Source organism: Streptomyces sp. 796.1 (assembly GCF_047525675.1).
Classification (GTDB): domain Bacteria; phylum Actinomycetota; class Actinomycetes; order Streptomycetales; family Streptomycetaceae; genus Streptomyces.
The window spans coordinates 295,974-314,176 of record NZ_JBLIWA010000001.1; the positions used below are offsets into that span (position 1 = coordinate 295,974).

General features: G+C 75.2%; 12 protein-coding genes and 2 pseudogenes. 8 read left to right on the plus strand and 6 right to left on the minus strand.

Annotated elements, in window-relative coordinates:
* Positions 1-1,125: 1,125 nt before the first annotated feature.
* The 3 genes from mtnB to mtnC are packed head-to-tail and all read left to right on the plus strand — an operon-like array spanning position 1,126 to position 4,266.
* A complete protein-coding gene (gene mtnB / locus ACMA1D_RS01085; RefSeq protein ID WP_414721913.1) occupies positions 1,126-2,862 on the plus strand; it encodes a methylthioribulose 1-phosphate dehydratase in 1,737 nt (578 codons plus the stop codon).
* A 4-nt stretch (positions 2,863-2,866) separates the two neighbouring features.
* Entirely contained in the window at positions 2,867-3,451 is a 585-nt protein-coding gene (locus ACMA1D_RS01090; protein ID WP_414721914.1) for a 1,2-dihydroxy-3-keto-5-methylthiopentene dioxygenase, read from the plus strand.
* Positions 3,448-4,266 carry an acireductone synthase gene (gene mtnC / locus ACMA1D_RS01095; protein WP_414721915.1) on the plus strand — a complete coding sequence of 273 codons (819 nt, stop codon included), beginning with the start codon at positions 3,448-3,450 and terminating at the stop codon, positions 4,264-4,266. Before ACMA1D_RS01090 ends, mtnC begins: the two co-directional genes overlap by 4 nt.
* Positions 4,267-4,320: 54 nt before the next feature.
* On the opposite strand, the gene ACMA1D_RS01100 is transcribed toward mtnC, so the two are convergent.
* Entirely contained in the window at positions 4,321-4,806 is a 486-nt protein-coding gene (locus tag ACMA1D_RS01100; protein WP_414721981.1) for an SRPBCC family protein, read from the minus strand.
* Positions 4,807-4,809: 3 nt separating this feature from the next.
* Positions 4,810-5,343: pseudogene (locus ACMA1D_RS01105) on the minus strand (YbhB/YbcL family Raf kinase inhibitor-like protein); the annotation flags it as partial.
* A gap of 775 nt (positions 5,344-6,118) precedes the next feature.
* Here ACMA1D_RS01105 and ACMA1D_RS01110 point away from each other — a divergent pair.
* Positions 6,119-7,078 carry a D-2-hydroxyacid dehydrogenase family protein gene (locus ACMA1D_RS01110; RefSeq protein WP_414721916.1) on the plus strand — a complete coding sequence of 320 codons (960 nt, stop codon included), beginning with the start codon at positions 6,119-6,121 and terminating at the stop codon, positions 7,076-7,078.
* A gap of 30 nt (positions 7,079-7,108) precedes the next feature.
* On the plus strand, positions 7,109-7,546 hold the full coding sequence (locus ACMA1D_RS01115) for a hypothetical protein (RefSeq protein ID WP_414721917.1): 438 nt from the start codon (positions 7,109-7,111) through the stop codon (positions 7,544-7,546).
* A 113-nt stretch (positions 7,547-7,659) separates the two neighbouring features.
* On the opposite strand, the gene ACMA1D_RS01120 is transcribed toward ACMA1D_RS01115, so the two are convergent.
* Positions 7,660-10,374, minus strand: a complete 2,715-nt coding sequence (locus ACMA1D_RS01120; RefSeq protein ID WP_414721918.1) for a SpoIIE family protein phosphatase — start codon at positions 10,372-10,374, stop codon at positions 7,660-7,662.
* 506 nt (positions 10,375-10,880) lie between these two features.
* Between ACMA1D_RS01120 and ACMA1D_RS01125 the strand changes: the two genes are divergently transcribed.
* On the plus strand, positions 10,881-12,239 hold the full coding sequence (locus ACMA1D_RS01125; RefSeq protein ID WP_414721919.1) for a radical SAM protein: 1,359 nt from the start codon (positions 10,881-10,883) through the stop codon (positions 12,237-12,239).
* A gap of 272 nt (positions 12,240-12,511) precedes the next feature.
* Positions 12,512-12,973, plus strand: a pseudogene (locus tag ACMA1D_RS01130) (phosphatase PAP2 family protein); the annotation flags it as partial.
* A gap of 114 nt (positions 12,974-13,087) precedes the next feature.
* Here the strand turns inward: ACMA1D_RS01130 and ACMA1D_RS01135 are convergent.
* The 3 genes from ACMA1D_RS01135 to ACMA1D_RS01145 form a co-directional block, all read right to left on the minus strand.
* Positions 13,088-13,777: a response regulator gene (locus ACMA1D_RS01135; protein WP_414721920.1), complete on the minus strand. Its 690-nt coding sequence runs from the start codon at positions 13,775-13,777 to the stop codon at positions 13,088-13,090.
* A 7-nt stretch (positions 13,778-13,784) separates the two neighbouring features.
* Positions 13,785-15,455, minus strand: a complete 1,671-nt coding sequence (locus tag ACMA1D_RS01140) for a histidine kinase (RefSeq protein ID WP_414721921.1) — start codon at positions 15,453-15,455, stop codon at positions 13,785-13,787.
* A 217-nt stretch (positions 15,456-15,672) separates the two neighbouring features.
* Positions 15,673-16,872, minus strand: a complete 1,200-nt coding sequence (locus ACMA1D_RS01145; protein WP_414721922.1) for a DUF1266 domain-containing protein — start codon at positions 16,870-16,872, stop codon at positions 15,673-15,675.
* Positions 16,873-17,550: 678 nt separating this feature from the next.
* Here ACMA1D_RS01145 and ACMA1D_RS01150 point away from each other — a divergent pair.
* On the plus strand, positions 17,551-18,084 hold the full coding sequence (locus tag ACMA1D_RS01150) for a hypothetical protein (RefSeq protein ID WP_414721923.1): 534 nt from the start codon (positions 17,551-17,553) through the stop codon (positions 18,082-18,084).
* The last annotated feature ends 119 nt before the right edge of the window (positions 18,085-18,203 follow it).

Below are 18,203 nucleotides of genomic sequence, written 5' to 3' on the forward strand. Positions count from 1 at the left end.
GAAGAGCGCGGTGCACGGGGGAGCGGGGCGCCGGGTGGCGGTCCCGCGGGACGGGGTGGGGCGGTGCACCGTACGTCCGCAGTGCCAGCCTGAGCGGACCGGTCGCCCGGCTGTGACGTGCTGCGGTGAGGTGGACGAAGGGCGGCCCGCGACGGGGCTACCGAACGAGGAAAGGGCCGATCACAGGGCCCGTTGCCGCCTTAGCGGCAACACGCGGCGGACCACACCCGACCGAAGTCGATGTGGTCGCGGGTGACCAAACGCTGCTGTTCCTTCACGAACCTAATGGACCAGGAGTTTATGGTTCCCGTCAACTATGTGCCCGGATGCCGGACAGAGAATGACCGCTTCTTGGGCGATATGCGTGCCGGCGCGGGGCCGGTGGCGGGGCGTTCGGACGGCTCACGTCCCTGGTGTACGGCGGGGGAGTTCGCGGCGTGTGGTGCGGTATGCCGGCTTTGTTCTGTCCGGCGGGTGTGGCCGAGTTGCACGCCCCGTTCGTGTTGCTGCGGGGTGCTGTTGGGGGTGCGCCGGGGCCTTCGTGACGGGTGTGCCGGGGCGGCTGCGCCCGGGGGCTGAGGTGGCCCGTCAGTCCGGCCAGGGTGGCTGCCGGTCGGCCTGCGTCGCGTACGCGGCGAGGTGCCGCCTTGAGCCACGAGCCGCTGGGGCGTGGGGTGTTGGGGCCGTGGCGCCCGTTGTCGGCGAGGTGTGCGCGCGGGGCTGACCGGCGGCGGGGTTGATGGCAGGGTGGGGCCGAGGAGTCTTGGACCTACCTGCGGGTGGGGACGATGTGGGATGTGGAGTGGGCGTACGCGGCCTGCGGTGGCCGTCGGCCGGTGGCGGCTGATCGGTGACCGTTTGCGGTGACCGGTGGAGGGCGATCGGTGTCGGGTGGCGTGTGCCGGGGGTCGGCCGCCCGCAGCGGCGTTGGGTCGGGCCCCGGCGCCGGGCCGCACCGTGGGGGTCCGCGGGCCGGGGGTGAGGTGGGGTCGGGGCCGGGCCGGAGGTCAGACCGCTGCCGGGTCGGCGTTGAGTCCGGGGCCCGGCCGGCGGCATTCGGTGCCGTGTGCGGCGGGCAGGTGTCCGTCCGCATCGTTCGGGGGCGGCGCGAGGGGAGGACAAGAGATGGACGTGGAACGACCGGGTGTGGAGGGTGGGCGCTCGCTCTGCTGGGGCGACGGCGTCGTCCTCGCCACCGACCAGCGGGCCCGGCCCGGCGCGCACCGTACCCTGCGCCTTGCGACCGCGGACCAACTCATCGCGGCCGTCCACTCGTTCGCCATTCGCGGGGCGTCCGCGGTCGGCCTCGCCGGCGCCCTCGGCGTGGCGCTCTCCGCCCACCGGCACCGTACCGCCGACGGCGTGGACGAGACGGCGGTACGGGCCGACGCCGTACGGATCGCGGCGGCCGGCCCCACCACGGCGCACCTGACCCGGGCGGTGCGGCGGGTCCTCGCCCGGCTGCCCGACGGGCCCGATGCGGTGCTCGCCGAGGCGCTCGCCCTGCTGGACGAGGACGCGGCCGTCCACCGCGCCGCGGCGTCACGCGCCTGCGACCTGGTGCTCTCCCGGGTCGCCGGGCGGCCGATGCGGCTGCTCGCGCACAGCGGCGCCGGCCGGCCCGCCGCCGCGGCGGTCGGCGCGCCGCTGGGCGCCGTCATCGAACTCGCCGGCCGCAACGTGGTGCGCGAGGTCCTGGTGGGCGAGGCCGGACCGCTGCCGGGCGGGGCGGGGCACACCGCCTGGGAGTTGGCGCGGGCCGGCGTGGCGCATCGGCTGTGCGCGGACTCCGCTGCTGCCGCCGCGATGGCCGCGGGGTTGGTGGACTGCGTGGTGGTGGGTGCCGAGTTGATCGCGGCCAACGGCGACGTGGTGAACGAGACCGGTACCTATGCGCTGGCCGTCGCCGCGGCCCGGCACGGCATCCCCTTCGTGGTAGTCGCGCCCGAATCCAGCGCGGTCCCGGCCCCCGCCGACGGCCCCGCCCTCGCCGGCGAAGAGCGCGACCCTGCCAGCGAGGAGTGCTACCGCGCCACGGTCGCCGGGGCGCCCAGCGCGCCGCCTGAGTCCGGCGCGTACCGCCCGGCCTTCGACCGCACCCCGGCCGAGTTGATCACCGCGATCGTCACGGAGCGGCGGACGTGCTGGCCGCAGCGCCGGCTGCCGCGCCGGCCACGGGGGCCGGCCGCACCGGACACGGGCCCGCGTGGGGGCGCACCGGCACCCGACTCTGCACGGCGCCAACTCGCCCGATACGCACGCACGTTGTACGAACGCGGCTGGATGCCGGGCACCGCGGGCAACCTCTCGGTGCGCGGCCGAGGCGACACCCTGGTGATCACCGGGAGCGGGCGGCCCAAGGGCGAGTTGACCGAGCGCGACATGGTCGCCGTGCGGCTCGACACCGGCGCCGAGGTGGGCGCGGGGCCGGTGCGCGCGTCGGCCGAGACCGCCATCCACCGCGCCGTCTACCGGGCGACCCGCGCCGGCGCGGTGATCCACGTCCACGCCCCGTACGCCACCGCGACCGCGACCCGCGTCGGCCACCCCGAACGGCGGCGCACCCTGCCCGTCGAACGCCTCGAACTGCTCAAGGGCCTCGGCCTCGCCGACCCCTCCCGCACGGAACTCCCCGTCTTCCCCAACTGGCCCGAGGTGTCCGCGATCGCGCGGGACGTCGCCGGGCACCTGGCCGGTGCCGTGGACCCGCCGCCCGGACTGCTCATCGCCGACCACGGCATCACCGCCTGGGGCCGGGACCTGGCCCAGGCCCGCGACCGGCTGGAGTGCCTGGAGGCCGTCTGCCAGTTGCTGCTGCTCACCCAAGACCCGGCGCTCGCCGCGTACCACGAAGGAAGGTGACCCCATGACCCTGCTCCAGGTCATGCCGGACGACGCACCCCAGCGGACCCTCTTACGCACCCGCGACCACCAGCTCATCGCAGCGGAGTTGGCGGCGCACGGGGTGTTGTTCGAACGCTGGCCGGTACGCGGCGCCGTCGACGCCGACACCGGCGACGACGCGGTGCTGGCCCGGTACGCCACCGAGGTGGCGCAGCTCAGGGCGCGGGCCGGGCTGCGCCTGGTGGACGTGGCGACGCTGCTGCCCGAGGACAACCCGACCTGGCGGGAACGGGTGGCGCAGTCCCGCGGCACCTTCCTGGACGAACACCGGCACGCCGAGGACGAGGTGCGCTTCTTCGCCCACGGCAGCGGCTGCTTCTACCTGCGCCTGGGCGGCCGGGTGTACGCGGTGCTGTGCGAGGCCGGCGACCTGCTGTCGGTACCGGCCGGCACCCGGCACTGGTTCGACATGGGCCCGCACCCCGAGTTCGTGGCGATCCGCTTCTTCGCCCAGGAGGACGGCTGGGTGGGCGACTTCACGGGCGAGACCATCGCCCGGCGCTTCCCGCTCCTCGATGACCTGCTCGCCGCGGAACCGACCGGATGAGCGGGCCGCGGGCGCGCGCCGTGGTCTGCGACATCGAGGGCACCACCGGTTCCGCCTCCCACGTCCACCAGGTGCTCTTCCCGTACGCCAGGGAGCGCATCGCGCCCTGGCTCGCCGACCGCCGGGGCACGCCCGAGCACGGTCGGGTCCTGGCGGGCGTCAGGGCGCACACCGGCCGGCCCGACCTCACCGAGCAGGAGGCGGCGACCGCGCTGGTCGGCTGGCTCGACGCGGACGTCAAGGCACCGCCGCTGAAGGAGGTGCAGGGGCTGATCTGGGCGGACGGCTACGCGCGCGGCGAGTTGACCGGGCACGTCTACGACGACGTGCCGGCGGCACTGGCCCGGTGGGCGCGGGCCGGCATCGACTGCTACGTCTACTCCTCGGGTTCGGTCTCGGCGCAGCGCAACTGGTTCGCCCACACCGCCCACGGCGACCTCACCGGCCTGCTCTGCGGCTACTTCGACCTGCACAGCGCCGGCGGCAAACGGCTCGCGGCCTCGTACCGGACCATCACCGACCACATCGGCGTGCCGGCAGGGGCCACGCTCTTCCTCAGCGACGTGGCGGGCGAACTGGACGCGGCGGCCAGCGCGGGCTGGCTGACCTGTGCCGTACGCCGCCCGGGCGACCCGCGCGGCGACCGGGTGGCGGGCCATGTCACGGTGCCGGACCTGAACCGGGTGCTGGCGCCTGACCCGCCTGACCTGTCCGATCTGCCTGGCCCGCCTGGCCCGCCTGGCCCGCCTGGCCCGCCTGGCCCGCCTGGCCGGTCAGGTCCGGCGGGCGCGGGCGGGGTGGCCGGCGCCCGTTGACGCGGGCCGGGTCGGACGGGGCCGTCCGGGATCAGGCCGCGGCCTGATCCGGGATCAGGCCGCGGTCCGGCGGCGGACGGTGCGCTCCAGGATGCCGAGGGTGGCCCTGAGCGCCGACTCGGGGATCACCGGGAACGTGACCCGGCTGCGCCACTCGTCACCGACCTCGGACCAGTCGTAGTACGAGGTGACCCGGGTGCCCTCGGCGGTCGGCGCGAGGCGGTAGCCGAAGACGTGCCGCGGGTTGGGGAGGGCGAGCTTGCCCTCGACGGTCCAGGCGATCTCCACGTCCTGGACGTAGCGGGTGATGACGACCTCGACCTCGTACTTGCCCAGCGGCCGGTCGCCGAGCGCCTCCCGGTCCATCTGCACCGCGAACCGGTCGCCGACGCCGGTGACCGGCGCGCCCTGGGCGTCGATGAGCATGCCCGAAGCGTCGATGTCCACATGGCCCTGCGGGTCGGCCAGCACCGCGAAGACGGCGTCGGCCGGGGCCGGGATCAGCCGGGAGACCTCCACCCGCTCGGGGCCGGTGGGCACCGGCGGCGTCAGCGCGGTGGCGGTGAGGTGGGCGCGGCCCAGGGTGTGGCCGGACATGGCGAAGCCGAGGGCGGCCGGGGTGGCGTCGGCCGCTACGCCGATGGTCGCCACGTCGAGCGCGTGCACCACCACGAAGTAGCGGTGCAGACCGTGGCCGGCCGGTGGGGCGGCACCGATGAACCGGCTGGTGCCGGCGTCGTTGCGGAGCGCGACGGCACCGGCGGGCAGCCCGGCCCCCGACCCGTCGCCGGCGTCGGCGGGGAGTTCGGTGACGGAGGCGGGGATGTCGGCGACCGCCCAGTGCCAGAACCCGGAGCCGGTGGGCGCGTCGGGGTCGAAGACGGTGACGGCGTAGCTCTTGGTGCCCGCGGGGGCGCCGTGCCAGGCGAGGTGCGGGGAGACGTCCTGCCCGCCGGGCACACCGAAGATCCCGGAGTGCTGCGCGGCCGGCCAGGGCTTGCCCGCGGTGACGGTGTGGCTGGTTACGGTGAAGGAGGCCGCCTCGGGGAGGCGGGCGAACGGGTCGTTGGCGCTCATCGCGTCGATCCTTTCGAACCGTGCAGGGGGAGGGCGACGGGGCGGCTGATGCGCGGTCGGCGGCGGATCGCCGGCAACCGGGCGGGCGTGGGCTTTTCGGCGCGGGCTCTGGCTACGAACCCCAGGTGCGGGCTGCTGGTACGGGCTCGCCGGCGCGCCGCCCCGCTTGGCGCCGGCTGATCGACCATAGCATCGATAATCGATTATTTTCGCCGGGGTTGGCTGAGGTGGACTGCGGTCAGGGCTGGCTTGAGCCGGGGCGGAGTTGGGGTGGACTGGGCTGGGGTTTGGGGCCGGGCTTGGGCCGGGCTCGGGTTGGCTGGGACGGGCCCGGGTTGGAGCGGGCCCGGGTCTGGCCGGCCCGGACGGCCCGGGTGCGGCCCGTTCTCCCGCGTACGACCGGGTGCCGCGCACGAACTCGCCGTCGCGCGCCACCGAGCCACGATCGACGCCCGCGGATCGTCCCCGCCCCACGGCCCGACCGGCGGCTTTCGGCCAGCGCACTGCGATGCGCTACGCGGTTCCATGCCGAGGCTTCGGGGTGCCGACGTGACGCGGCGGTGGGGCGACGGGATGCACTGGCAAGAGGACGCTGCCGAGCGGCCCGGCGCCGCTACCGCCCGGCCGAGGAGGCCGCCCCGCGCGGGGCCGCCCCACCGCAACAGCAGCCCCCGACCGGCAGTGCGCCGCAGGTGGGGGCGGGCGCGGGCGGCGAAAGACGGTGCGGTATGCAAGTGCCAGCGACCATGAATCGACCGCGAGGGGGAACACCACGATGCCGCTCCGCTGCGCCGTGCTCAACGACTTCCAGGGCGCCGCCGCCACCAGCGCCGACTGGGCCGTACTCGACGACGTACAGGTCGTCAGCTTCGCCGACCACCTGCGGACGGAGGACGAACTCGCCGCCGCGCTGGCCGATTTCGACATCGTGGTGACGCTGCGCGAGCGGGTGGCCTTCCCTGCCTCGCTCATCGCCCGGCTGCCCCGGCTGCGGCTGATCGTCGCCTCCGGCATGCGCAACTCCGTCATCGACTTCGCCGCCACCGCGGCCCACGGGGTGACCGTCTGCGGCACCCAGAGCTCCTCGACCCCGCCGGTCGAGCTGACCTGGGCGCTGCTGCTCGGCCTGGCCCGCGGCATCGTGCCGGAGAACGAGACGCTGCGGGCCGGCGGCCCCTGGCAGAGCACCGTCGGCGCCGACCTCGCCGGCCAGCGGCTCGGGTTGATCGGCCTCGGGAAGATCGGCAGCCGGGTCGCCGCGGTCGGCCGGGCCTTCGACATGGACGTCGTGGCCTGGAGCCAGAACCTCACCGAGGAGCGCACCGCCGAGGTCGGCGTCGGCCACGCGGGCTCGCTGGCCGAACTGCTGCGCAGCAGCGACTTCGTCTCGGTGCACCTGGTGCTCGGCGACCGCAGCCGCGGGCTGCTGGGCGCGCGGGAGCTGGCCCTGATGAAGCAGACCGGATACCTGGTCAACACCTCGCGCGCGGCGATCGTCGACCAGGGCGCGCTGCTCGCCGCGCTGCACGCGGGCGCCATCGCCGGCGCCGCGGTGGACGTCTTCGACGAGGAGCCGCTGCCGGCCGACCACCCGCTGCGCTCGGCACCGCGCCTGCTCGCCACCCCGCACCTGGGCTACGTCACGCGGAACAACTACCGCACGTACTACGGCCAGGCGGTCGAGGCCATCCGCGGCTACCTCGCCGGGGAGCCCGTGCGCCGCATCGACGGCTGATTGTCAGTGCCCCGTGCGAGCCTTAAGCGCATGACCTACTCACTCCTGACCGACATCGAACGGGCCGTCCGCGCGAGCTGGGGCGCCGACACCTGCACCCCGGAGTACCGGGACCGCTGGACGGTCGACAACCCGGCGCGCGACCAGTGCGGGGTGACCGCCATGGTGCTCAACGACCTGCTCGGCGGCGACCTGGTCCGCGGCGAGGTGCACGTGGCCGGTGTGCAGACCGACTTCCACTGGTGGAACCGGCTGGGCACGGGCGTCGAGATCGACCTGACCCGGGAGCAGTTCGCCCCGGAGGAGATCGTCAGCGGCGGCGTGATCATCCCCCGCCCGGCCGAGATCGTACGACTGCGCGCGGAGTACGAGCTGCTGCGGGAACGGGTGCTGGCCAAGCTGCCCCGGATACCGGAGCGGCCGGTGGGCACGGTGCGGACCACCCCGCTCCAGCCGCTGGCGGACTGACCACCCGGCCGGCCCTCTGACCGGCCCCCGGAGGTTCGGCCGGTGCCGGCGCGGGCGGTGGGAAGCGGCTGCCGGGGGAGCAGGCGGCCCCGGCCCGGGCGTGGTGGCCGCGGTCAGGGGGCCGGCAGTGGCTGTTCCGTCCAGATCGTCTTGCCGCGCCGGGTGTAGCGGCTGCCCCAGCGGCTGGTCAGTTGGGCCACCAGGTACAGGCCGCGCCCGCCCTCGTCCGTGGCGCGGGCGCGGCGCATCCTGGGCTGGGTGCTGCTCGGGTCGGACACCTCGCAGATCAGTGCGCCGGCCCTGATCAGACGCAGTTCGACCGGGCCACCCGCGTACCGGATGGCGTTGGTGACCAGTTCGCTGACGACCAGTTCGGTGGTGAAGGTCAGTTCCGCCAGGCCCCAGTCGGCGAGCTGACCGGAGACCAGTTCCCTGGTGCTGGAGACGAGCGCGGGATCGGCCGCGAGGGTCCAACTGGCGATGTCCCCCTCCGGGACCACCCGGGTACGGGCCAGCAGTAGGGTCACGTCATCGGCCAGCCGGCTCGGCGGCAGTTCGGAGACGATCTCCTGCGGCAGCCCTGCCAGTGGCCGGTTCAGCACGTCGGCCCGTACCAGCCTGGCCCGCAGTTCCGCCATGCCCTCGTCCACGTCACCGGCGCCGCGCTCCACCAGCCCGTCGGTGTACAGCGCGAGGACGCTGCCCGGCGGCAGGACCAGTTCGGTGATCTCGAACGGCAGGCTGCTGACGCCCAGCGGCGGTCCGGGGTCCAGGTCGATGAACCTGGCCGTGCCGTCCGCGCAGATCAGCGCGGGCGGCGGATGCCCGGCGCTGGCCATCACGCAGTGCCGGGTCACCGGGTCGTAGGTGATGTACAGACAGGAGGCGCCCACCGAGTCGGTCAGCGAGTTGGGCGCCCCGTCCTCGACGCCCGGCCGGTCGCTGTCCGCCTCCACCGTGAGCTGCAACACCAGGTCGTCCAGATGGGTCAGCAACTCCTCCGGGTCCACGTCCAGATCGGCCAGCGTACGCACCGCCGTGCGCAGCCGCCCCATGGTGGCGGTGGCCTGCAACCCGTGCCCGACGACGTCCCCCACCACCAGCGCGACCCGGGCCGAGGAGAGCGGGATGACGTCGAACCAGTCGCCACCGACGCCGCGCGAGGCATCGGTGGGCAGGTACACGCTCGCGGTCTCGGCCGCGACCACGTCGGTCAGCGCCGGCGGCAGCAGGCTGCGCTGGAGCTTGACCGCGGCCCGCCGCTCGCGGGTGTACCGGCGGGCGTTGTCGACGGCGAGCCCGGCCCGCGCGGCCACCTCTTCGAGCAGCGTCAGGTCCTCCGCGTCGAACGGGGCGACCGCCTCGGTACGCCAGACCGTCACCCGGCCGGAGAGGATGCCGCGGGCGTGCAGCGGCGCCGTCATCACCGAGTGCGCCCCCGGCACGGCCCGCGCCCAGGCCAGCGCATCCGCGCCCGTACGAGCGGACCCGGCGCGCCCCGCACCACCGGGCAGGGCATCGGGGCCCGCACCGGAGGCTTGGGCGCGGGCGTCGACACCACCGGGCGGCAGGTCCTCCGCACCGGAAGGCACGTCGTCCGCACCGGGCGGGGCCCCCTCCGCACCGAGCGGGGCGGCCTCCGCACCGGGGGGTCCGGCCTGCTCATCGAGCGGGGTGTCACCCGCAGCGGCCGTGTCCGCGCCCGCCGGGCCAGGGCGCAGGTCGACGATGAGCCCGCCGCGGCCGGCGCGCGGGCCACCCGTGCTGGAGACCGCGTCGGACCGGCCGCCGTCGACGGCCTCGGCCGCGGCCGTGATGTCCGTCGCCCGGTGGGCGTCGATGCTGCCCAGCGGCATCGGCCCGGTCGGCAGCGCCGCGCCGTTGGCGCCGGCCACCGCCATCCGGCGCAACGCGAACAGGTACTCCCCGTCGTGCGCCGGTTCCTCGCCGATCAACACCGGATCGGCCAGGTCCACGGCGACCAGGTCGGCGAGGCCCGGCACCAGCACGCCCGCCAGGTCCTCACAGGTACGGATGATCGACAGCGACTCGCCGAGCACGGCCGCCGCCCGGTGCAGCAGGTCGAGCCGCTCCCTGGTGCGCACGTGGTCCGTGATGTCGGTGAAGAACGCGGCGACGCCGACCAGCCCCCCGTCGTGCGGGTCCCGCAGCCGGCAGGCCGAGATCGTCATGTGCCGGCCGCCGCGCGGGTCCTCCAGGGTGCGGATCAGCACCTCCACGCCGAGCCGTAGATCTCCGGTGCGCAACACCTCGGTCAGGTGCTCCTCGACGGCTGCCGCGTCCGCCGCGTACAGGAAGTCGCCCAGCCGGTGGCCGGCCAGGCCGGTGGGGACGCCCGAGTACCAGAACAGGTGCGCATTGGTGCGCACCAGCCGAAGGTCCACGTCGAACAGGGCGAGACCCATCCGGTCCTGGAAGAACAGCTCGTGCGAGAAGGCGATGTCCTGCCGCCACCGCTCGTAGGTGTCGGCCGCGGCGGCGAGCACCAGGTGGCGGGCCTCGCCGTGCGGGCCGCTGCTGAGGTCGAGCACCCGGAAGATCACCGGGACCTCGTGTCCCGCCCGGTGCCGCAGCCTGGCCTGCCCCTCCCAGCCGCCCGCCCCGCGGGTGCCGAGCACCTGCCGCCACTGCTCGCGCCCGGCCAGCAGCGTGCTGATGTGCCGCCCGCACGCCTCCTCGTCGCTCAGCCCGAGCAGCGCCGACGCCTCGTCCGTCCAGCCCAGCACGGTGCCGCGGGCGTCGAGGACGACCCCGGCGGGGTTGCTGAGGGCGGAAACGGGGTCCTCGCTGTGGTCCGCGCGTCGCATACGGGTGCACCTCGCTCGGCGTCCTGGCCGGTGCCCGCTGCGGCGTCCTGGCCGTGCCGGACGGGACCCGGGACACCGGATGGCCTGGGCCGTGACGGACGGTCGGTGGTCCGTCGACGGACCGCCACTGTACGCCGGGCGCCCCTCGCCGCGCCCGGCGTGCGCCGCGTGGCGAGCCGCCGGACACCGCCCGCGACCCCGGCGGGCCGCTCCGGCCCCACCCCGTCATGGTGCGCGAACCGCCCCGGTCCCGCAGGTCGGGCCGGACCCACCGGGCAGCGTGGGGCGGCGTCCGCCGGGCCACGTCCGCCCGAGCCCACCAGGCCACGTCCGACCCGGTCCACCGGACCACATCCGACCCGGCCCACCGGGTCGTACCAGGCGCCGCCCACCACGCACGCCGTACCCCGCACGGCCCGACCCGCGGCCGTTCTGGTGCAATGAAGGGTCGAGGGCCGGGAGCCGCCCACCGGCGGCGTCCCAGGACGTCAGGGATGGAGCAGAACATGGAGAGCCGAAGCCGGACCGCGCTGGTCGAAGACCTGATGGAACGCTTCCCACACGTCCCGCGGGAAGCGGTGATCAAGGAAGACCTGCTCCGGGGCGGCATGGCCTTCGACGCGTCCGCCCTCAGCGGCGCGGAGGGGGCCGGCGACGTCAAGCCCAAGTCGTACTTCATCTTCTCCTTCGACCACCGCACCCTCCCCGAACTCGGCGAGGCCGCGCTCAACCGGCCGCCGGAGGAGATCGTGCTCACCGGCGGCCCGTACGAGCTGCGCCGCACCGTGGTCTCCGTGCGGGTCAACCCCGACTCGCCGTACGTGGTGCGGGCCGGTGCCGACGGCGCGCTCGGGCTCTACCTGGACGGCGTGCGGATCGCCGAGGTGGGGCTGCCGCCGATGCCCGACTACTACCGGCACACCCTCGCGAACGGGAAGTCGGTCATGGAGGTCGCCCCCACCATCCAGTGGGGCTACCTCGTGTACCTGACGGTCTTCCGGGTCTGCCAGTACTTCGGCGCCAAGGAGGAGTGCCAGTACTGCGACATCAACCACAACTGGCGCCAGCACAAGGCGGCCGGCCGCCCGTACACCGGCGTCAAGCCCGTCGAAGAGGTCCTGGAGGCGCTGGAGATCATCGACCGGTACGACACGGCGCGCGCCTCCCAGGCGTACACCCTCACCGGCGGCTCCATCACCTCGCACGTCGGCGGCCGGGACGAGGCCGACTTCTACGGCCACTACGCCAAGGCCATCGAGGAGCGCTTCCCCGGCCGGTGGATCGGCAAGGTCGTCGCGCAGGCGCTGCCGCGCGACGACGTCCAGCGCTTCCACGACTACGGCATCCGCATCTACCACCCCAACTTCGAGGTGTGGGACCGCCGGCTGTTCGAGCTGTACTGCCCGGGCAAGGAGCGCTACGTCGGCCGCGACGAGTGGCACCGGCGGATCCTGGACTCCACCGAGGTCTTCGGCGCCCGCAACGTGATCCCCAACTTCGTGGCGGGCGTGGAGATGGCGGAGCCGTTCGGCTTCACCACGGTCGGCGAGGCCATCGACTCCACCACCGAGGGCCTGCGCTTCTTCATGTCGCACGGCGTCGTACCGCGCTTCACCACCTGGTGCCCCGAACCCACCACCCCGCTCGGCAAGGCCAACCCGCAGGGCGCGCCGCTGGAGTACCACATCCGGCTGCTGGAGAGCTACCGGGCGACGCTGGAGGAGTTCGGCCTCACCTCGCCGCCCGGGTACGGCCCGCCGGGACCGGGGCGCGCCGTCTTCTCGGTCAGCTCCTTCATGGACAGCCTCCCGCCGGCGACCGAGGACACCGCCGCGCCCGAGCCGGCGAGCAGCCCGGCACCCTGACACCACGGGCCCGTCCGGCCCCCGCAGCCAGGCTCACCCACCCCCAGCACCCGCCCAGCCGCGCGTCAACCCCGACGAAGGTGGGGGGTGGGGCCTGCCGTTCGTCCCGGGCCCCGGGCCCATGGCCACTCCTACGTTCGGTGGCCATGGAACGAACGTCTTCTGTACTCCGTCCGACGGCCCGGCGCGCCGCGCTGGCCCTCGCCCTGCTCGCGGCGGCCGGCGGCACGCTGGCGTGGCTCGCCCCGGGCGGCCTCGGCACGACCGCACCGATGCGGGTCACCGACGGGCCGTCGGCCACCGCGTACCGCGAGGTCAACGACGCGGTGGCCGGCGCGCCCGGCTGGCTCGGCACGCTGTGCGAACTCGCCAGCGAAGGCACCCTGCTGGCCCTCGGCGCGCTCCTCGCCTGGGTGGGCGCGAGCGCGCTGCGCCGCGGCGACGCGCACCAGGTGGCCGGCGCCCTGCTGATCGGGCTCGGCACCGTGGCCGGCTACGCGGTGAGCGAGGCGCTGAAGCTGGCCGTGGACGAGGAGCGGCCGTGCCGTGCACTGCGCGGCGCCACCGCCCTCGGCGAGTGCCCGGCGCCGGGCGACTGGTCCTTCCCCAGCAACCACGCGACGCTGGCCGCCGGCATCGCCGTCGGGCTCGCCGTCCTCCGCCCGCGCCTGGCCGCCGTCGCGCTGCCGCTCGCTGCCGCCGCCGCGCTGCTGCGGGTGGTGGTCGGCGTGCACTACCCGCACGACGTGCTGGCCGGCGCCGCCCTCGGCGGCGCGGTGGCAGCCGCCGCGCTCATCGCCCTGCTGCCGCCGGCCAGCCGCGCCGCGGCGCCGCTGCTGGCCCGGCTCTCACCCGCGGGCAGCCGGCCGCGCGCTGGGCGCGACCACGCCCGCCTCGTGCGCGACGACCGCGGCAGCGGCCCGGTTCTCCACGCCGAGCCCGGCCAGGACGGCGCTCACATGCGCCTTGACCGTGCCTTCGACGACGTGCAGCCGGCGCGCGATCTGGGCGTTGGAGAGCCCCGCGCCCAGGTGGGAGAGGACCTCACGCTCCCGGGCGGTGAGCGCGTCGACGCGCTCCCGGGCGGCGCTGCGCCGGCTCGCCAGGTCACCGGCGCCGCTCGCCGCGAGGTGCGCCACCACCCGGGCGGCGACCTGCGGTGACAGATAGGCGGCGCCGTCGGCCACCGCGCGTACTCCGGCGATCAACTCCTCGGGTTCGCCGGACTTGATCAGGAAGCCGACGGCGCCGCCGCCGAGCGCCCGCAAGATGTAGTCGTCTTCGCCGAAGGTGGTCAACATGAGCACGCCGGTCTCCGGCGCCGCCGCCCGGATCTCGGCCGCGGCGGCGATCCCGCCGAGCCGCGGCATCCGGATGTCGAGCACGGCCACGTCGGGGCGGTGCCGCAACACCGACTCCACCGCCTCGTGCCCGTCGGCGGCCTCGGCCACCACCTCGATGCCCGGATCGGTGCAGAGCACGGCCCGTACGCCGGCCCGGATCATCGCCTCGTCGTCAGCGATCAGTACGCGGATCACAGTGTCCTCAGCCCATCAGTACGTCGAGCGACACCAGCGTGTCGTCGCGGAAACAGAGTCGGTAGGCGTCGCCCGCCCGGTCGTCGAACGGGTCGGCCGTCATGGCGTAGTACGCACAGTCCGTACCGGCAGCCCGCGGCGCACCGGCGCCGGACGGCCGGTGCGTCGTCTGGCGGTCCGGCAGCACCCGCTCGACCGCGGCCCGGTCCTGCCCCACCCGCAGCCGCGCGTAGTCACCCGGGTCGAGCACCGCCCCGGAGGTCGCCACGGCATCCCAGACGATCAGTACGGCGCTCAGCACCGCCCCCGTGACCAGCGGGAACATCAGCGCAGCCAACAGCGTACGGCGCACCCGCCGGCGGGCCCTGCGGTGCTCCTGCGGCAGGCCGCCGGGGGCGCTCACGCCGGGCCCATCGGACGGCCAGCGGGCCCCACCGGCCGGCGCCGGGGCGGCGCGCTCGGGGCGGGCCTGGCCCGCGTGCGGAATGCGCGCCGCGACCGCGAAGCCCCCCGCGCACGGCCCACAGACGAAGCTGCCGCCCGCGAGCCGCACCCGCTCGTCGAGCCCGATCAGACCGCGCCCACCGACGGCCGGTGGGAGGGGACCCGCGCCCGGCGGGTACGAGGCGGCGCCGGAGCCCGACGCGTACGGGACGGGGCCCGTTCCCGGCAGCCGCGTGGCGGCCGGCGCCGGAGCGGCCCGCGTCGCCCGGTCGGGGCGCGGCCCGGGGGCATCGGCCGGCGCGCGTACCGCACCGGCCGCGGGTGCACCGTCCGGTGCGGGGGCCGGCGCCGGCCTGGGGCCGCCGCCCGCCGTGCCCTTCGCCGCCGCTCCCGCCCCGCCGCCGGGCGACGGCGGCCCGTTCTCCACCCGCACCTCCGCTTCGGTGGCCGCGTAGGCGACGGAGACCGTCACCGGCGCGGTCGGCGCGTGCTTGGCGGCGTTGGTCAGTGCCTCCTGGACGACGCGGTACGCGGCCCGCTCCGCGACCGGGGACGGGGCGGCAGCGGCGGGGTCACCGGTGACCTGGAGCCGCACCGCGAGGCCGGCCCGCGCCGCCTCGGCGACCAGCCGCTCCAGGCTGGCGTCCGGGGCCTGCTCGGGCGCCCCGTCGGCCTCCTCCCGCAGCACCCCGATCACCTCGCCGAGGCGTTCGACGGCCGAGGCGGCGCGGGCCCTGATGTCGCGGGCCGCGGCCCGGTGCGGCTCCGCCAGGTCCGGGCTGAGCTGGAGCGCGCCGGCGGACAGCGCGATCAGGCTGAGGTCGTGGCCGAGCACGTCGTGCATGTCCTGCGCGATCCTGGCCCGCTCCCGGAGCCTGGCCTGCTCGGCGACCAGCCGCTGTTCCCGCTCCAACTGCCCGGCCCGCTGCCAACCGGCCCGCACCAGGTCCTGGTACTGCCGCCAGAACCGCCCGGCGAACCAGGGCACCATGGCGGCGACGACCACCACCGCCACGAAGACGCTCGACAGATCGAGCCAGGCGGGCACCACGGTGATCGCCACCAGCCCCGCCGCCAGCAGGGCGACGAGCACCAGCACGGTCGGCAGCGCCCGGCCGGGCCGCCGGCCGGCCGCGAACGCGGCCACCGCCGTGGGCAGCGCCCACCACAGGCTGAGCACGCTCAACCCCGCCGTCACGCTCGCCGCCGCCGTCAACAGGTGCCCCGGATCCACCCGCCAGCGCCCCGCGCGGGGCCCGGCACCGCCCCCGCGCCTGCGGGGCCACCGGGACCGTCGCCCACCACGGCCGGCGGTCACAGCGGGCCGCCCGCCCTCGATCGTCGTGCTCTTCACGCGCGAGACCCTACGGAGCGAGGCCGCCGGCCCACCACTGCCGAAAGTCCCGTTGACACGGGCGGCGACGGGTCCGACGGCGCCGGTGGGTACCGGTTCAGACCGCGGGTGCGGTGAAGGGGAGCGTGCGCCAGGGGCTGGTGGGGGTGTCGAGGAGGAGGCGGTGCGGGGCGAGGGCCGATGCGTACATCGGGCCGAAGGACTCGTCGTCGAAGCGCAGCACCCGGCCCAGCACGTAGCCGGCGGAGAAGTCGGCCCAGGACGTGTAGTGGCGGCGGCACAGCACGCCGGCGGTGATGACGGCGGCCTCGGCCTCGGCCCCGTCGGCGTACCGGGCGCCCAGGCCCCAGCGGGCCACGCTCACCGCCCGCCCGAAGTCATAGCCGGCAGCCGATCCCACGTACCCGTCCGCCGGCAGCAGGCCGTCGGCCCGGAACCGCGCCTCGTACCTGATGATGCGCCGGATGAGCGCACGCACCTCGGCCAGCTCGGCCTCGGCGGTGCCGCGCTCGCGCAGCGTCTCCACGGCGGTGCGCTGCCACAGCGTGGAGTCCACGGCCGCGCCCGCGGTGTGCCGGGCGATGGCGCGGCGCACCCGCAGCACGAACTCCGGCTGCGGCGGGCTGTTCTGACCGGCGAGGAGGAAGTCGAGCTGCCGGCGCCACTGCGCGGCGCTGGCCGCGCCCCACGCCTCGCGCAGGATCTTGGTGTCGGCGCGGTAGTCCGCGTACACGTCGGTGAGGTCGTTCCATAGTGCCCTGCGGTGCACCGACAGGTGCGCCCCGCAGGCGAGCCCCACGGCCAGCGGGCCGCGCAGCGGACCGGTGTACTTGGTGAGCAGCGCCCCCGTGTCGTGGTCGGGGTCGTGCTGCGGCAACTGGTCGCGCAGCGCGAGCCAGCGCCGCCGCTTGCGCCGGGCCCCGGGGAAGTACGCCTCGGTCGGCGTCCCCGGGTTGACCACCATGCCGCGCAGCTTCTCGCCCCACCACACGTACGGGGCGAGCGGCAGCGCGATGTCGCAGGCGACCTCCCCGGCGCGCGGGGCCGACAGCTCGCCGCGGGTGTATACGGCGAGGAAGCGGGGGCCGTGCGCCGCGGTGTGCGGGACCCAGGCGATGAGCTGGTCGTCGTCCACCAGTTGCTTGGGCGCGTAGGCGAAGGTCTGCGCGGCGAAGAGCACCCGGAGGTAGGCGTCCCAGTCCTGGCGCGTCTTCGCCTCGAACAGCGCCCGCTCGACGTCGGTCGGCGGTACCCAGGCGGGCACCTGTGCGGCTGCTCCCATGATCGGCGTCCCCATGTCCGTCAGTATTCCCCGCCGGGGCCGCCCGGCATGGGCGCGCACCAATTTCCTTTCCGGCGCCCCCCGTTCGAGCACCGCATACGAGCCACCTGCCGCAACTTGCCGGCCCGCCCGTCCGGCTGTCTGCCCTGCCTGTCCCACCTGTCCCGCGCGCCCGCGTACTCCGCGCACCCTGCCGCCCCGTCCGCCCCGCGTACGCACGCACGGTCCGCCGCGCGCCCCGGCGGGGCCCGTGGCGCACCCGACCGGAAGGCTACGGAGAGTGACTGCGGGGTGGCCCAGACGAGGCAAGACGTCCGGCGCGGAGCGTCCGGTTCGCGTCTGGGGGCCATGCCGAGGGGGATGGTGCGAAAAATAGGGGTCGGGAGGGGAACGGCTAGGGGGTGCATCGGGTGGCGGGCGCTCGCGACGGGGCCCGCGGGTGGCCCGTGGTGCGGCTCGGATCGGGAAAGCCCAGGTGGTGGCCGGCAGATGGGGTGGGTGGGGGCCGGGACGGCTGGGGTAGGGGCGGCCGGTGATGCCGCCGAGACGGAGCGTGCGGGGGCGTTCCGCTGTGCAACGGCTGGATATCGATTGTGTCCCCGGGGCTCGACGGAGCGGCATCGGGGGTCGGAGGACCCGCCACAGCCTGCTACGTTTCCCGAGCAATTGATCAGGGCATGACGGGGGACCTCCGTGCGAAACAAGACAACGATCGCCGCCGCTGCTGTCGTCGCGGCGCTGGCGCTCACGCTGACCGGCTGCGGCGACGACGGCGACAGTGACGGTTCGTCGCTGTTCGGCAAGCCCGACAAGGGCGGCAGTCAGGCCATCGGCGGCAACACCGGCGGGGCCACGGGCGGTGACGAGATCAAGATTCCCGGCCCCAACTCGACCGGCCTCATCGGCGGTTCCAACTCGACCGGCACCTCCGGCTCCACCGGCGGCGGCAGCGGTGACGCCAGCAAGGCCCAGGGCATCTGGTACACCACCAAGCGCACCTCATCGGGCCAGGTCGGCATCCTCAGCGTTTCCGGCAGCGCGTTCGCCATGCGGATGGGCACCATGACGTGCAGCGGCACCGCAACCGAGGACATGAGCGTCAACGCGAACTGCCAGGGCGACTCGATGACCGGCAAGGCGGCGCTCAGCGACGGCGACCAGAAGCTGACCATCACCTGGGACAACGGCGGCTCCGAGGAGTTCTCGCGCCAGATGCCCACCTCGTAGCAGCACCCGTACACCGCAGCACACCGCAGGGGCCGCACCGCGCCGGACGACGTCCGTGCTCGGTGCGGCCCCTGCGGTGTCGGGTGCGGCGGGGGGGGGGGGGGGGGGGGGGGGGGGGG

Coding starts and splice junctions, on each gene's coding strand:
- mtnB (WP_414721913.1), top strand. CDS start 1,126: ATGGACGTGGAACGACCGGGTGTGGAGGGTGGGCGCTCGCTCTGCTGG.
- ACMA1D_RS01090 (WP_414721914.1), top strand. CDS start 2,867: ATGACCCTGCTCCAGGTCATGCCGGACGACGCACCCCAGCGGACCCTC.
- mtnC (WP_414721915.1), top strand. CDS start 3,448: ATGAGCGGGCCGCGGGCGCGCGCCGTGGTCTGCGACATCGAGGGCACC.
- ACMA1D_RS01110 (WP_414721916.1), top strand. CDS start 6,119: ATGCCGCTCCGCTGCGCCGTGCTCAACGACTTCCAGGGCGCCGCCGCC.
- ACMA1D_RS01115 (WP_414721917.1), top strand. CDS start 7,109: ATGACCTACTCACTCCTGACCGACATCGAACGGGCCGTCCGCGCGAGC.
- ACMA1D_RS01120 (WP_414721918.1), bottom strand. CDS start 10,374: ATGCGACGCGCGGACCACAGCGAGGACCCCGTTTCCGCCCTCAGCAAC.
- ACMA1D_RS01125 (WP_414721919.1), top strand. CDS start 10,881: ATGGAGAGCCGAAGCCGGACCGCGCTGGTCGAAGACCTGATGGAACGC.
- ACMA1D_RS01145 (WP_414721922.1), bottom strand. CDS start 16,872: ATGGGGACGCCGATCATGGGAGCAGCCGCACAGGTGCCCGCCTGGGTA.